General features: G+C 57.5%; 13 protein-coding genes. 9 read left to right on the top strand and 4 right to left on the bottom strand.

All coding sequences use genetic code 11. From position 1 onward, the window contains the following. Positions 1-243 precede the first annotated feature (243 nt). From VSQ83_RS03390 to VSQ83_RS03360, 7 genes are all read left to right on the top strand, one after another. A complete protein-coding gene (locus VSQ83_RS03390; protein ID WP_219260933.1) occupies positions 244-1,842 on the top strand; it encodes an ABC transporter substrate-binding protein in 1,599 nt (532 codons plus the stop codon). Between the two features lie 170 nt (positions 1,843-2,012). Continuing rightward, positions 2,013-3,377 carry an OprD family porin gene (locus tag VSQ83_RS03385; RefSeq protein WP_133078881.1) on the top strand — a complete coding sequence of 455 codons (1,365 nt, stop codon included), beginning with the start codon at positions 2,013-2,015 and terminating at the stop codon, positions 3,375-3,377. Positions 3,378-3,463: 86 nt separating this feature from the next. Next, the gene (locus VSQ83_RS03380) at positions 3,464-5,059 is read left to right on the top strand and encodes an ABC transporter substrate-binding protein (RefSeq protein WP_219260935.1); all 1,596 of its coding nucleotides are present in this window, start codon (positions 3,464-3,466) and stop codon (positions 5,057-5,059) included. A 75-nt stretch (positions 5,060-5,134) separates the two neighbouring features. After that, positions 5,135-6,145 (top strand): ABC transporter permease subunit, encoded by a 1,011-nt coding sequence (locus VSQ83_RS03375; RefSeq protein ID WP_133078879.1) that lies wholly within the window; start codon positions 5,135-5,137, stop codon positions 6,143-6,145. A 10-nt stretch (positions 6,146-6,155) separates the two neighbouring features. Then, complete coding sequence (locus tag VSQ83_RS03370; RefSeq protein ID WP_133078878.1) at positions 6,156-7,067, top strand: ABC transporter permease subunit; 912 nt, start codon at positions 6,156-6,158, stop codon at positions 7,065-7,067. A gap of 10 nt (positions 7,068-7,077) precedes the next feature. After that, entirely contained in the window at positions 7,078-8,046 is a 969-nt protein-coding gene (locus VSQ83_RS03365; RefSeq protein WP_133078877.1) for an ABC transporter ATP-binding protein, read from the top strand. After that, on the top strand, positions 8,046-9,020 hold the full coding sequence (locus VSQ83_RS03360; RefSeq protein WP_219260936.1) for a peptide ABC transporter ATP-binding protein: 975 nt from the start codon (positions 8,046-8,048) through the stop codon (positions 9,018-9,020). The genes VSQ83_RS03365 and VSQ83_RS03360 overlap by 1 nt, the downstream gene beginning before the upstream one ends. Before the next feature lie 43 nt (positions 9,021-9,063). Here VSQ83_RS03360 and VSQ83_RS03355 read toward each other — a convergent pair whose 3' ends face one another. The 4 genes from VSQ83_RS03355 to VSQ83_RS03340 form a co-directional block, all read right to left on the bottom strand. Continuing rightward, a complete protein-coding gene (locus VSQ83_RS03355) occupies positions 9,064-9,351 on the bottom strand; it encodes a hypothetical protein (RefSeq protein WP_326425289.1) in 288 nt (95 codons plus the stop codon). 402 nt (positions 9,352-9,753) lie between these two features. Further along, the gene (locus VSQ83_RS03350; protein ID WP_326425287.1) at positions 9,754-10,017 is read right to left on the bottom strand and encodes a bacteriocin immunity protein; all 264 of its coding nucleotides are present in this window, start codon (positions 10,015-10,017) and stop codon (positions 9,754-9,756) included. A 33-nt stretch (positions 10,018-10,050) separates the two neighbouring features. Next, complete coding sequence (locus tag VSQ83_RS03345; RefSeq protein ID WP_219260940.1) at positions 10,051-10,353, bottom strand: hypothetical protein; 303 nt, start codon at positions 10,351-10,353, stop codon at positions 10,051-10,053. Between the two features lie 308 nt (positions 10,354-10,661). After that, entirely contained in the window at positions 10,662-12,245 is a 1,584-nt protein-coding gene (locus tag VSQ83_RS03340) for a peptide chain release factor 3 (protein WP_019823908.1), read from the bottom strand. A 338-nt stretch (positions 12,246-12,583) separates the two neighbouring features. Between VSQ83_RS03340 and VSQ83_RS03335 the strand changes: the two genes are divergently transcribed. Further along, entirely contained in the window at positions 12,584-13,300 is a 717-nt protein-coding gene (locus tag VSQ83_RS03335) for an ABC transporter permease (RefSeq protein ID WP_133079753.1), read from the top strand. Between the two features lie 25 nt (positions 13,301-13,325). After that, entirely contained in the window at positions 13,326-14,219 is an 894-nt protein-coding gene (locus tag VSQ83_RS03330) for a glycine betaine ABC transporter substrate-binding protein (protein ID WP_326425284.1), read from the top strand. The last annotated feature ends 8 nt before the right edge of the window (positions 14,220-14,227 follow it).

The raw sequence follows: 14,227 nt of genomic DNA, 5'->3' as shown, positions 1-14,227 counted from the left end.
ATCACCTACAGCCTAAAGCCACTTCTGACTACATCAGAGGCTATAGGACGCCAAGACAATTCCTACAAGTTTGTCAGGCCTGACGCATTTACTGCAGGGGTATCGACGTCATAACGTCGACACACCGCCAGTCTATTGCGCCGGGTGAAGCACTGTAGCTGATGAAATCGACGCCCTGAACCGCACGCCTTTATCCAGGGCCGCGCTCAGGACTCAAAAACAAGAAAAAGGATAGGGAACGCCATGGGCAACCCTCTGGTTTTATCTGTATTACTCAGTGCTGGCGTACTTGCCGGCAGCCCGATCGCAAGCGCCGCCAACAGCCTGGTGTTTTGTTCCGAAGGCAGCCCGGCCGGTTTTGATACCGCGCAGTACACCACCGCTACCGATAACGACGCGGCCGAACCCATTTACAACCGCCTCGCCGAATTCGAAAAAGGAGGCACCGCCGCAGGCCCGGCACTGGCAAAAAGCTGGGATGTGTCTGAAGACGGCCTGACCTGGACGTTCCACCTGCGCGACGATGTGAAGTTCCACACCACCAAATGGTTCACCCCGACCCGCAACTTCAACGCCGATGACGTGCTCTTCACCTTCAACCGCATGCTCAACCCCGACCACCCGTTCCGTAAGGCCTACCCGACCGAATTCCCGTATTTCACCGGGATGAGCCTGGACAAGAACATCGCCAGCGTCGAAAAAACCGACCCGCAGACCGTGGTCATGAAACTCAACTCGGTCGACGCCGCCTTTATTCAAAACCTGGCCATGAGCTTCGCCGCCATCCTGTCGGCCGAGTACGCCGACCAGTTGCTCAAGACCGGCAAGCCCAGCGATATCAACCAGAAACCCGTCGGCACCGGTCCGTACGTGTTCCAGCGCTATCAAAAAGACTCCAACATCCGTTACGCCGCCAACAAGGACTACTGGAACCCAAGCCAGGTCAAGCTCGACAACCTGATCTTCTCGATCAGCGTCGACGCCTCGGCGCGCATGCAAAAGCTGCGTAAAAACGAGTGCCAGGTCTCACTGAACCCGCGTCCTGCCGACGTTGCCGGCCTCAAGGCCGACCCGAAATTGCAGGTCATCGAAAAGCCCGGTTTCAACCTTGGCTACATTGCCTACAACGTCCAGCACAAACCGTTCGATCAGCTAGAGGTGCGTCAGGCACTGGACATGGCCGTCAACAAGGACGAGATCCTCAAGGCCGTGTACCAGGGCGCTGGCCAGAAAGCGGTCAACGCCATGCCGCCAACGCAGTGGTCCTACGACGAGACCATCACCGACGCCCCCTACAATCCTGAAAAAGCCAAAGAACTGCTCAAGGCAGCCGGGGTCAAGGACGGCACTGAAATCACCCTGTGGGCCATGCCCGTACAGCGCCCTTACAACCCGAACGCCAAGCTCATGGCCGAAATGCTCCAGTCGGACTGGGCCAAAATCGGGCTCAAGGTCAAGATCGTCAGCTATGAATGGGGCGAGTACATCAAGCGCACCAAGAACGGCGAGCATGACATCAGCCTGATTGGCTGGACGGGCGACAACGGTGACCCCGACAACTGGCTCGGCACGCTGTACAGCTGCGACGCGATTGGCGGCAACAACTACTCCATGTGGTGCAACAAGGAGTACGACACGCTGGTCAAGAACGCCAAGGTCATCACCGATCGCGACCAGCGTACGGTGCTCTACAAACAGGCCCAGCAGTTGCTCAAGCAACAGGTGCCGATCACCCCCATTGCGCACTCCACGGTCAACCAGCCGCTGAGTGTCAAGGTCGAAGGTTTCCAGGTCAGTCCCTTTGGGCGTAACGCGTTCTCAGGCGTCAGCCTCAAGGACTAACTCCCCCCGATAAATCCCGCTTTCAGCAGGTCGCTTTTCAGGTGGCCCGCTGAAACTTCGCCTGTCGGGTAGCAGGCAAACGTTTGCAACGATTTAAAACGTTTCACAACAGCCGAGCCAGAACAAATAAAGACCGGCAATAAAAAAGAAACCAAAGAGGAGCCTCAACCATGAAACTTACCAGCAGCGCGTTGTTAGCCTTGTCCATCAGCAGCCTCACAGCGATGGCCAATGCCGATGAATTCATGCCCACCGAATTGAAAGCCACCAGTGCTCAAAGCGAGACCAAGGGCTTTCTAGAAGATCAGACCCTGGGCGGCACCACCCGCAACTGGTACGCCAATGAGCTCAAGCGTCGCGATGATCGCTTCAGCTACAACAATCACGGCACCCGTGAATCCACCCCGCGCCGGATCAACTGGGTACAGGGCACGATCCTCAACTACACCTCGGGCTTCACAGAAGGCACCGTCGGTTTCAGCACCCAGGTGGCGGCTTACAACGCTGTAGCTCTGGACCGCGACGCCAAGGACATTGCCGGGCCAAACAACCGGACCCTGACCCACAGCGATGGCGATGCCGTTGGCCAGTGGAGCAAGCTGGGCCTGGCCAATCTCAGCGCCCGCATCTCCAACACCACGCTGACCGTAGGCCGACAGAACTTCAGCAGCCCGACCATTGATGTGATCGGTAACCGTGCACTGCCCTCAAGCTTTCAAGGGGTGGGTTTGCACAGCGAAGAGTTCAACAACCTGTCCTTCGATGCCGGCTCCTTTGACCGCGTGTCCCCGCGTACCGAAGCCAGCCTGAGCAAGTTTCGCAGCGAATACGGCGCAACCGGGGCGGAGACTGACCGCGCCAGCGTTGCCGGCCTCAACTACCAGCCGCTCAAAAACCTGAAGACCACGCTGTACGCCACCCACGTTGAAGACTTCTGGAACCAGTACTACTTCGGTGCAGTACACGACATGGGCGACAACGCCACCCTGGGCCTGAACACCAACTTCAACTACTACAAGACCCTCGACACCGGCAGCAAGGCCCTGGGCAATATCAACAACGACACCTTCAGCCTGGCCTTCGGCCTGAGCCATCTGGCTCACACCCTGACACTGTCGTATCAGCAAGTCAGCGGCGACGAGTACTTCGACTACCTGCACGAAACCAACGGCATTTACCTGGCCAACTCCCTGCTCTCGGACTTCAACGGCCCGAACGAGAAGTCCCTGCAACTGGCCTACAGCATCAACATGGCGCAGTACGGGATTCCAGGCCTGAAGTTCAACGCCTACCACGCTCGCGGTTGGGACATCGACGGCACCAAGTACACGGGCACCGCCTACGACGTGAAGAACATGGACGGCGAAACCCATTACGAGTACAGCGTTGGCACGTCCTATGCCATCCAGAGTGGCCCACTCAAAGCCACCGCGATTCGCGCCACGTACACCACGCACCGCGCCAGCAAAAACCAGTCTGACGGCAACATCAACGAGTTCCGCCTGGTGACCACCATTCCGTTCAACATTCTGTAAACACACCTTTTACACATCACGACTACGGCTGATTCCATGAATCAGCCGTAGTTGTTACGCAGGTAAACTGATTGGAGATGATTGCCATGAAAAGACTCCCGCTACGCACCGCCATCGCTGTGGCATTGCTGAGTACAGCAGTCAGTGTTTCGGCCAAAAATCTGGTGGTCTGCACCGAAGCCAGCCCTGAAGGGTTCGACATCGTCCAATTCACCACCGCCGTTTCCGCCGATGCGTCGGCTGAAACCATCCTCAACCGCCTGGCCGACTTTGCACCCGGCACGACGGATGTGGTGCCTGCCCTGGCCGAACGCTGGGACATCAGCCCGGACGGGCTTGAATACACGTTTCACCTGCGCCCCGGCGTGAAGTTTCACACCACCGACTATTTCAAACCGACCCGAACCCTCAACGCTGACGACGTGGTCTGGAGTTTCCAGCGCCAGCTGGACCCGAACCACCCGTGGCACAAACTCTCGTTGGTCGGTTACCCCTACTTTGAAAGCATGGGTTTCAAGGACCTGCTCAAAAGCGTCGAGAAAATTGACGACCTGACGGTAAAAATCACCCTCAACCACCCTGAAGCGCCGTTCTTGCGCGACGTGGCGATGCCCTTCACCTCCATCTATTCCGCTGAGTACGCCGACCAGTTGCTCAAATCCGGTACAACCGCCGACCTGAACAACAAGCCCATCGGCACCGGCCCGTTTATTTTCGTGCGCTACAACAAAGATGCCCAGGTACGCTTCAAGGCCAATCCGGACTACTTTCGCGGCAAGCCACCGAGTGATGCCCTGATCTTCGCCATCACCACCGACAGCAACGTGCGCCTGCAAAAACTCAAGGCCAACGAATGCCAGATCGCGTTGTACCCCAAGCCCGATGACGTCAAAAACATCCGCAAAGACCCTAACCTCAAGGTCGATGAACTGGCAGCCCTGATGACCAGCTACATCGCCATCAACTCCAGCCACAAGTACCTGAACGATGTGCGCGTGCGCAAAGCCATCGACATGGCCTTCGACAAGCAAACGTACCTCAACACCGTGCACGGCGAAGGCAATGCACTGATTGCGATCAACCCGTACCCGCCCACCATGCTGGGCTACAACACCACTATTCAAAGCCCGCCCCGGGACCTGGACAAGGCTCGCGCACTGCTCAAGGAAGCAGGCGTGCCCGAGGGCACGGTGCTGACCCTGTTTACCCGTAACGGCGGCGGCCCGACCAATCCCAACCCGATGCTGGGCGCGCAGTTGTTACAGTCCGACCTGGCAAAGATCGGTCTGAAACTGGATATCCGGGTCATGGAATGGGGCGAAATGCTCAAGCGCGCCAAAAATGGCGAACATGATCTGGTCTCGGCAGGTTGGGGCGGTGACAACGGCGACCCGGACAACTTCCTGACCCCGATGCTCAGCTGCGAGGCCGCCAAAAACGGCGAGAACTACTCACGCTGGTGCAACGAGGATTTCGAAGCCCTGATCACCAAGGCCCGCAGCATCACTGAACCCTCGCAACGCGCAGAACTCTATCAACAGGCACAGGTGATTTTTAATCAGGATCAACCCTGGATAAACGTAACCCATCCTATGCTGTTTACTGCGATGCGCAAAAATGTTGAGGGCTATACCCTGAGTCCCCTGACCAACAACAACTTCGCCACCACCCAGGTGAAGTAGAACAATAAAAAACCCGCCAAGGTCTACCTGAACCCTGGCGGACCTGCCTAACCGGCTGATAAGGAACACCACACGATGTTTAGTTTTATTGCCCGCCGAATAGGGTTGTTGATACCCACCTTCTTCGGCATCACCCTGCTGACCTTTGCCCTCATTCGCATGATCCCGGGTGATCCGGTCGAAGTCATGATGGGTGAGCGTCGGGTAGACCCTGAAATGCACGCCCAGGCCATGGAGCGCCTGGGTCTGAACAAACCACTGCATGAGCAGTACATCGACTACGTCACCAAGCTCGCCCATGGTGATCTTGGCGAGTCATTGCGCACCCGTGAAAGCGTGTGGACCGAGTTTTCCGCGCTGTTCCCCGCCACTCTGGAACTGGCCACCGCCGCGTTGTTGTTCGCGGGTGTCCTTGGGTTGCTGGCCGGGGTTATCGCGGCACTCAAGCGAGGGTCATTGTTTGACCACGGGGTGATGGGGATCTCCCTGGCGGGTTACTCGATGCCGATCTTCTGGTGGGGCCTGATCCTGATCATGTTCTTCTCCGTAGGCCTGGGCTGGACCCCGGTGTCCGGGCGTATCGATCTTTTGTACGACATCGAGCCAAAAACCGGTTTCATGCTGATCGACACCCTGCTCAGCGACCAGCCCGAAGCCTTCTGGGACGCGCTGCACCACTTGATTCTGCCGGCCATTGTGCTGGGCACCATCCCGCTGGCCGTGATCGCGCGGATGACCCGTTCATCGATGCTCGAAGTGCTGCGCGAAGACTACATCCGCACCGCCCGCGCCAAAGGCCTGTCCCCGGCTCGCGTGGTGTTCGTGCACGGCCTGCGCAACGCCCTGATCCCGGTACTGACCGTGGTGGGCCTGCAAGTCGGCACCCTGCTGGCCGGTGCCGTACTGACCGAAACCATCTTCTCGTGGCCCGGTATCGGTAAATGGCTGATCGAAGCCATCGGTGCCCGGGACTATCCCGTGGTGCAAAACGGCATCCTGCTAATCGCCTGCCTGGTGATTCTGGTCAACTTCGTAGTCGACATCCTCTACGGCTTTGCCAACCCACGCATCCGTCACCAGCGCTGAGATCCTGACCATGAGCACTACTCCAAGCACCACCGAACTGGATCAAAGCCTGCTTTATCCATCGCCCTACAAAGAATTCTGGCATGCCTTCTCCAGAAACAAGGGCGCCGTTGCGGGCCTGATCTTCATGATCATCATCGTGTTCTGCGCGATCTTTGCCCCGTGGGTTGCCCCCCACAATCCGAGCGAGCAATACCGTGACTTCCTGCTGACCCCGCCGGTCTGGCTTGAAGGCGGCCAGTGGCAGTTCCTGCTCGGTACCGACGAGCTGGGCCGTGACTTGCTGTCACGCCTGATCGAAGGTTCGCGCCTGTCGCTGCTGATCGGTTTGTCGTCCGTAGTCATCTCCCTGATTCCGGGCGTGATCCTGGGCCTGTTTGCCGGGTTTTTCCCGCGCCTGCTCGGCCCGGGCATCATGCGTCTGATGGACATCATGCTGGCCCTGCCGTCCCTGCTGCTGGCGGTGGCGATTGTTGCCATCCTCGGCCCTGGCCTGATCAACACCGTCATCGCCATTGCCGTGGTTTCGTTGCCGTCCTATGTGCGACTGACCCGTGCCGCCGTCATGGGCGAACTGAACCGCGACTACGTGACCGCTGCCCGCCTGGCGGGCGCCAGCTTGCCGCGCCTGATGTTCATCACCGTGCTGCCCAACTGCATGGCACCACTGATCGTTCAGGCCACCTTGAGCTTTTCCTCGGCGATTCTCGACGCCGCTGCACTGGGCTTCCTGGGCCTTGGCGTACAACCGCCAACCCCTGAGTGGGGCACCATGCTGGCTTCGGCCCGTGACTACATCGAACGTGCCTGGTGGGTCGTGAGCCTGCCCGGTCTGACCATTTTGCTCAGCGTGCTGGCAATCAACCTGATGGGCGACGGCCTGCGCGATGCGCTGGACCCGAAACTCAAGAACGCCGCCTGAGGAGATTCCAATGTCACTGTTAGAAATCAAGAATCTCAACGTCCGCTTTGGCGACGCGACGGCCGTGCCGGTCGTCGATGGCCTGAGTCTGTCTGTGGATAAAGGCGAAGTCCTGGCCATTGTTGGCGAATCGGGGTCCGGTAAATCGGTCACCATGATGGCGCTGATGGGCCTGATCGAGCATCCCGGTATCGTGACCGCCGATGCGCTGAACTTCGACGGCAAGAACATGCTGACCCTCAGCGCCCGTCAACGCCGCCAGATCGTCGGCAAAGACATGGCGATGGTCTTCCAGGACCCGATGACCGCGCTGAACCCCAGCTACACCGTGGGTTTCCAGATTGAGGAAGTGCTGCGTCTGCACCTGAAGATGTCGAAAAAAGAGGCACGCAAACGGGCCATCGAACTGCTGGAAAAAGTCGAAATCCCTGGCGCCGCCAGCCGCATGGACGCCTACCCGCACCAATTGTCGGGAGGCATGAGCCAGCGCGTAGCCATTGCCATGGCGATTGCCGGCGAACCCAAACTGCTGATCGCTGACGAACCGACCACCGCACTGGACGTGACCATCCAGGCCCAGATCATGGACCTGTTGCTCAACCTGCAGCGCGAACAAAACATGGGGCTGGTACTGATCACTCACGACCTGGCCGTGGTCGCCGAAACGGCCCAGCGCGTGTGCGTCATGTACGCCGGCCAAGCGGTAGAGGTCGGCAACGTGCCAGGGCTGTTTGACGTGCCGGCGCACCCCTACAGCGAAGCCCTGCTGGCCGCGATCCCTGAACACAGCATGGGCGCCGCCCGCCTGGCCACCTTGCCCGGCATCGTGCCGGGGCGTTACGACCGCCCGAAAGGCTGCCTGCTGTCGCCACGCTGCCCCTATGTACAAGAGCAATGCCGTCAACAACGTCCTGAGCTGGAGCAAAAGGCTCACAGTCAGGTGCGCTGCTTCTTCCCCTTGAATCAGGAGGTGGCGTAATGACTGTTGTTCTGACCGCCCGTGACCTAACCCGTCACTACGAAGTATCCCGTGGCCTGTTCAAAGGCCATGCGCTGGTGCGCGCACTCAACGGTGTATCGTTTGAACTTGAAGCGGGCAAAACCCTGGCCGTGGTGGGCGAATCAGGTTGTGGCAAGTCCACCCTGGCCCGCGCCCTGACCCTGATCGAAGAGCCATCCTCCGGCTCATTGAAAATTGCCGGCCAAGAAGTCACGGGGGCCAACAAGGCCGAGCGCAAGCAACTGCGCAAAGACGTGCAGATGGTGTTCCAGAGCCCCTACGCCTCGCTCAACCCGCGGCAGAAAGTGGGTGATCAACTGGCTGAGCCGCTGCTGATCAACACCACACTGAGCGCCAGCGAACGTCGCGAGAAAGTCCAGGCCATGATGAAACAGGTGGGTCTGCGACCTGAGCATTACCATCGCTACCCGCACATGTTCTCGGGCGGCCAGCGCCAGCGAATTGCCCTGGCACGGGCCATGATGCTGCAACCCAAAGTGCTGGTGGCGGACGAACCGACTTCCGCGCTGGACGTATCGATTCAGGCGCAGGTACTCAACCTGTTCATGGATCTGCAGCAGGAATTCAACACCGCCTACGTGTTTATTTCCCACAACCTGGCGGTGGTGCGGCATGTGGCCGACACGGTATTGGTGATGTACCTGGGCCGCCCGGTAGAAATGGGCCCCAAGGAAGAGATCTACACCCGACCACTGCACCCCTACACCCAGGCGTTGCTGTCGGCGACACCCACCATTCACCCGGACCCGCTCAAGCCTAAAATCAAGATCGTGGGCGAGTTGCCCAACCCGCTGAATCCGCCATCAGGCTGCGCCTTCCACAAGCGCTGCCCGTATGCCACTGACGTGTGCAGCACTGACGAACCCATCTTGCGTCTGCTCGACAACCGCCAGGTTGCCTGCCATCACGCGGAGCAGTTTCTGACTGACTGACGCTTATGTGGGAGCGGGCTTGCTCGCTCCCACCGTTCAGAAACTACGTCTGGCTATCGCCTTCGTCGCCCTCTTCACCGTCATCGCCGTTATCACCGCTGCCACCGCCATCCGCGCCGCCGTCACCATCCGTCTGGTCGTCATCCCCCGAACTGTCGCCCTGCCCCTGATCACCCGGCTCCGAGTCCGATTTGTAGATGGCATGAACCGTCGGTCCCGGCACGCCAGTTGCCGAATACCCGGCCGGATGACTGGCCCAAGCTGCAGAAGCACTCATCGACAACAACACCAGCACTTTGAGCAACAACACAATGCGTTGAAAAAGCTTCATGGCGATTTCCATCCTTCGTGTGAGAAATACCTTTTAAAACTAGTTCGCCCCCTTCAGCTTTTCCAGAAACACACAGGTTGCGATATACCCATTCGGAGTTACGCAGCCGCATTTATCGATACTTTGTGGCGGGGCCTCTCCCCCTTGTAGCAGTTGACGAGCAGCGCGAGGCTACGTCCGGCTGCGTAGCAGTCGTAAAACCAATTAGCAGTGATGTATCAGGTGCATCGTACTTACCGGATTTACGACGATTGCATCGTCGGACGTAGCCTCGCACTGCTCGTCAACTGCTACAGGAACTTTTCTCGCCGTGTATTCACTACCTGAGGCAGGGGTTACAGAGGAAGTGAGCGTTAGGCAATCAAGTTAATAATCACGGATGCTTAGCCTGATAAAGAGCAATTAAACAGATTTGAAGCCGGGCTTACCGTTGGCGGCTCGCCATTCTTTAACTTTTTTAGTTATTGCCTCTGGTGTGCTGTCCAAATCCGACGCTGCATAGTAGATAAGGTCTGTGCCTACAGGATGCTCCGTAATTTTTTCAAAGTGCTCCAAAAGCATGTCAAGACGCTCATCTGCTTCAGCAACATTTTCTTGGAATACTGTTTCCATAAACTCCAAAAACTCTGCTTCCGTATACTCAGAGAAACTACTTTTAAGACTCATCACTTCGCTCCCTTGTGAATATCCAGGTGACGTTTAGGGGTCAAAATCACCCAAGAGACTATTGAATCGCGCACCATAGTCGTGATCAATGGCCGCCTGATTGTGGATTTGTTCATTCATGAGTTCCGCAACAATATTGGGCTTTGCAACTTCACGGATATTGCTCGGCCCTCCCTCTCCTCTACGCGACCCTTCGTTCAACCCCCATGTGTTGTACCCATCACCAAACTTAATTTCAGATTCCCATTTCCCCACAATGGGACAGGGTGTCAATTCGTATGAACCGAGACCCATTTTTCTGTGAGGCTCCAAGTATTTATCCACTTCATTAGGCATTAAGCTGAACTCCTCTCATTGTAAACACTTACAAAACACCTTCTCTTGATAAGACCAATGAATGTATTTACGAGTGTTCTGCACACAAATTTAAGAGATACACCTCAATACCAAAGCAAGCATCTTTAAACAGCGAGAGCAACTTTCTATAAGTTTTTAGCCGCTGCCGTAGACTGCGATAAGGACCGCAGGGACTTCACGCCCCTTTCGGGCTCGATCGCAGCCTTCGGCAGCGGTTACAGAATCGCGGGCATAAAAAAAGCGAAGCCCCAAGGGCTTCGCTTTTTTTCAACCAGACGCCTGAGCCCTTAGTGGTGCTCACGGGTCGCACGGAACTTCACATCCGGCCAGCGCTCTTCCATCAACGCCAGGTTTACGCGCGTCGGCGCCAGGTACGTCAGGTGACCACCGCCATCAATGGCCAGGTTTTCCACAGCCTTGATCTTGAACTCTTCGAGCTTTTTCTTATCGCTGCAATCGATCCAGCGTGCCGACCAAACGGTGATCGGCTCGTAGGAGCATTCCACTTTGTATTCGCCTTTCAAGCGGCTCGCGACCACATCGAACTGCAACACACCCACTGCGCCCAGGATGATGTCGTTGCTGCGCTCCGGGAAGAACACCTGAGTGGCGCCCTCTTCGGCCAGCTGCTGCAGACCCTGACGCAGTTGCTTGGACTTGAGCGGATCGCGCAGTCGAACGCGACGGAACAATTCCGGGGCGAAGTGCGGGATACCGGTAAAGCTCAGGCTCTCGCCTTCGGTAAAGGTGTCGCCGATCTGGATGGTGCCGTGGTTATGCAAACCGATGATGTCGCCCGCAAACGCCTCTTCGAGCTGTTCACGCTCCGAGGAGAAGAAAGTCAGCGCGTCGCCGATTCGTACGTCCTTTCCGGTACGCACGTGACGCATTTTCATGCCCTTTTCGTACTTGCCCGAGCAAATGCGCATAAAGGCGATACGGTCACGGTGTTTTGGGTCCATGTTTGCCTGGATCTTGAACACAAAGCCGGTGAACTTCTCTTCAACAGGCTCAACGGTGCGCTCGTTGGCAACACGGGCCAATGGCTTGGGCGCCCAGTTCACAACGGCATCAAGCACGTGGTCGACACCGAAGTTGCCCAATGCAGTACCGAAGAACACCGGGGTCAACTGGCCATCGAGGAACTCCTGCTGGTTGAATTCATGGCAGGCGCCCTGAACCAGTTCCAGTTGATCGACGAAGCGCTGGTACTCGTCACCCAAGTGGGCGCGGGCTTCATCGGAATCGAGTTTTTCGATGATTTTGGTTTCGGTGCGCTCATGACCGTGACCGGCGGTGTAGACGATGATGTAGTCGTCTGCCAGGTGGTAAACACCCTTGAAGTCACGGTAGCAACCAATCGGCCAGGTGATCGGCGCCGCCTTGATTTTCAGGACCGCCTCGATCTCGTCCAGCAACTCGATCGGGTCGCGGATATCGCGGTCGAGTTTGTTGATAAAGCTGACGATGGGCGTGTCACGCAGACGACAGACGTCCATCAGGGCGATGGTCCGTGGCTCTACGCCCTTACCGCCATCGAGCACCATCAGGGCCGAGTCGACCGCGGTCAGGGTGCGATAGGTGTCTTCGGAGAAGTCTTCGTGGCCCGGGGTGTCGAGCAGGTTGATCATGTGGTCGCGATACGGGAACTGCATGACCGACGTGGTAATCGAAATACCCCGTTGCTTCTCCATTTCCATCCAGTCGGAGGTGGCATGGCGGTCGGACTTTCGCGATTTCACCGTACCGGCGACAGCAATCGCCTTACCCATCAGCAAGAGCTTTTCGGTGATGGTGGTCTTACCCGCATCGGGGTGGGAAATAATAGCGAAAGTGCGGCGTTTCGCGACTTCGGCGGCCTGGTTGGTCATGGGAAATCGCCTGACGATTGATTCAAAAAAGGGCGCGGATTATAGCCTAAAACCGGGCACTACAGCCACCGTTGGTGCCCTTGCCCGTCGGACAAGGGTGGCAATGTGCCGTAAATAATGTGAACCTTTTAAACAGTGGAGGCGTCCACTCTCCTGATACGACAAACCGTCAGGGGCTGAAATATCAGCAAGTTAGCCTGACGAGGCTGCGCTAATGACAGGTGATGAGGGCGCTTTTCGCACTCCCCTGTTGCTCTTCGCGAACATGATTGTCGGCAGCCAGAAATGGCATTGCCACACGACGATGTGTTCGCCGACTGAAAAAAAGGAGTCCGTCTGTGGCAAATCGCTATGGAAAAGGGCTTATTGGAGGTGCGGTTGTGATCGCGCTCCTGGCCCTGTTGGTCCACTGGATCGGCATCAGCACTATCGAACACTATCAAGATGATTTGTTGTTCTACCTGCAAGCCCACCTGTACCTGGTACTCGCTTCAATGCTCGCCGCCCTCGTTGTAGGGATACCCGCCGGCATTTTCCTCAGCCGACCGAACATGGTCGGACGTGCGGAACGCTTCATGCAAGTCTTCAACATCGGCAACACCGTCCCTCCGCTGGCCGTACTGGCCATTGCCCTGGGTTTTCTGGGGATCGGTAGCGGTCCTGCCATCTTCGCCCTGTTTCTGGCCTCGTTGCTGCCCATCGTGCGCAACACCTATGAAGGCTTGAAAAACGTACAGGGTTCGCTCAAGGAAGCCGCCGTCGGCATCGGCATGACCCCACGCCAGGTGCTGTGGCGAGTCGAATTGCCCAACGCCGTGCCCATCATCATGGGCGGTGTACGGGTCGCACTGGCGATCAACGTCGGTACGGCCCCCCTGGCGTTCCTGATCGGCGCCAATAGCCTGGGCAGCCTGATTTTCCCCGGCATCGCCCTCAACAATCAGCCGCAACTGATCCTCGGCGCAGCCTGTACCGCGCTGCTGGCATTGCTGCTCGATGGCCTGGTGATACTCATCAGCCGCCGATGGTTGGAACGCGGTCTGCGACCTGTTTAAGGTCCGGCTGAGCAAAGGAATACCCATGAAAAAAATAAGCTTCTTACTAGGCTGTATCCTGCTGTGCGCAGGAATTGTCCAGGCCGCAGAAAAACCCCTGATTCGTATCGGGGCGCGAGTGTTTACCGAGCAAACCCTGCTCGCTGAAATCACGTCCCAATACCTCAACAGCAAAGGTTACAACGCCAAGGTGACTGGCGGGCTGGGCAGCAGCCTGGCGCGCTCGGCCCAAGAGTCGGGGCAACTGGACATGGTGTGGGAGTACACCGGCGTATCGCTGGTGGCTTACAACCACATCACCGACAAACTCGACAGCCAGCAATCCTACGACCGGGTTAAAGAGCTCGATGCAAAAAAAGGACTGGTATGGCTGCACCCGTCCAAGTTCAGCAACACCTACGCACTGGCCCTGCCACAGAAAGTGGCCGAGGCGTTTCCGGACATCAACAGCATCAGTGACCTGAACAAGGCGCTGCGTGACCCGGAAAACAAAAGCGCACTGGTGGCACTGGACACCGAGTTCGCCAACCGCTCCGATGGTTTGCTGGGCATGGTCAAGCTCTACGACATGGACCTGACCCGCCGCAATATCCGTCAGATGGACGCAGGCCTGGTCTACACCGCGCTGAAAAACGGCCAGGTATTTGCCGGGCTGGTGTACACCACTGACGGACGCTTGAGTGCCTTCAACCTCAAGTTGCTGGACGACGACCTGCATTATTTCCCGGACTACACCGCCGCGCCGGTCGTGAGCAAAGCCTATCTCGATGCCCACCCGGACCTGGAAGCGCTGCTCAAACCCCTGGCCGATCTGTTTGACGACGCAACCATGCGCCAGCTCAACGCGCGGGTCGACGTGAACCACGAAAGCCCCTCCACGGTGGCCGCAGATTTCCTGCGCCAGCATCCACTCAACTAAGGAAAAGA

The organism is Pseudomonas sp. DSV-1 (assembly GCF_035830915.1).
Lineage (GTDB): Bacteria > Pseudomonadota > Gammaproteobacteria > Pseudomonadales > Pseudomonadaceae > Aquipseudomonas.
The sequence above is the reverse complement of the archived record's forward strand: the minus strand, read 5'-3'. Positions and strand labels throughout refer to the sequence as shown.

Excerpts from the sequence above, each read along its gene's own strand:
- VSQ83_RS03390 (WP_219260933.1), top strand. The coding sequence starts at position 244 with ATGGGCAACCCTCTGGTTTTATCTGTATTACTCAGTGCTGGCGTACTT.
- VSQ83_RS03385 (WP_133078881.1), top strand. The coding sequence starts at position 2,013 with ATGAAACTTACCAGCAGCGCGTTGTTAGCCTTGTCCATCAGCAGCCTC.
- VSQ83_RS03380 (WP_219260935.1), top strand. The coding sequence starts at position 3,464 with ATGAAAAGACTCCCGCTACGCACCGCCATCGCTGTGGCATTGCTGAGT.
- VSQ83_RS03375 (WP_133078879.1), top strand. The coding sequence starts at position 5,135 with ATGTTTAGTTTTATTGCCCGCCGAATAGGGTTGTTGATACCCACCTTC.
- VSQ83_RS03370 (WP_133078878.1), top strand. The coding sequence starts at position 6,156 with ATGAGCACTACTCCAAGCACCACCGAACTGGATCAAAGCCTGCTTTAT.
- VSQ83_RS03365 (WP_133078877.1), top strand. The coding sequence starts at position 7,078 with ATGTCACTGTTAGAAATCAAGAATCTCAACGTCCGCTTTGGCGACGCG.
- VSQ83_RS03360 (WP_219260936.1), top strand. The coding sequence starts at position 8,046 with ATGACTGTTGTTCTGACCGCCCGTGACCTAACCCGTCACTACGAAGTA.
- VSQ83_RS03355 (WP_326425289.1), bottom strand. The coding sequence starts at position 9,351 with ATGAAGCTTTTTCAACGCATTGTGTTGTTGCTCAAAGTGCTGGTGTTG.
- VSQ83_RS03350 (WP_326425287.1), bottom strand. The coding sequence starts at position 10,017 with ATGAGTCTTAAAAGTAGTTTCTCTGAGTATACGGAAGCAGAGTTTTTG.
- VSQ83_RS03345 (WP_219260940.1), bottom strand. The coding sequence starts at position 10,353 with ATGCCTAATGAAGTGGATAAATACTTGGAGCCTCACAGAAAAATGGGT.
- VSQ83_RS03340 (WP_019823908.1), bottom strand. The coding sequence starts at position 12,245 with ATGACCAACCAGGCCGCCGAAGTCGCGAAACGCCGCACTTTCGCTATT.
- VSQ83_RS03330 (WP_326425284.1), top strand. The coding sequence starts at position 13,326 with ATGAAAAAAATAAGCTTCTTACTAGGCTGTATCCTGCTGTGCGCAGGA.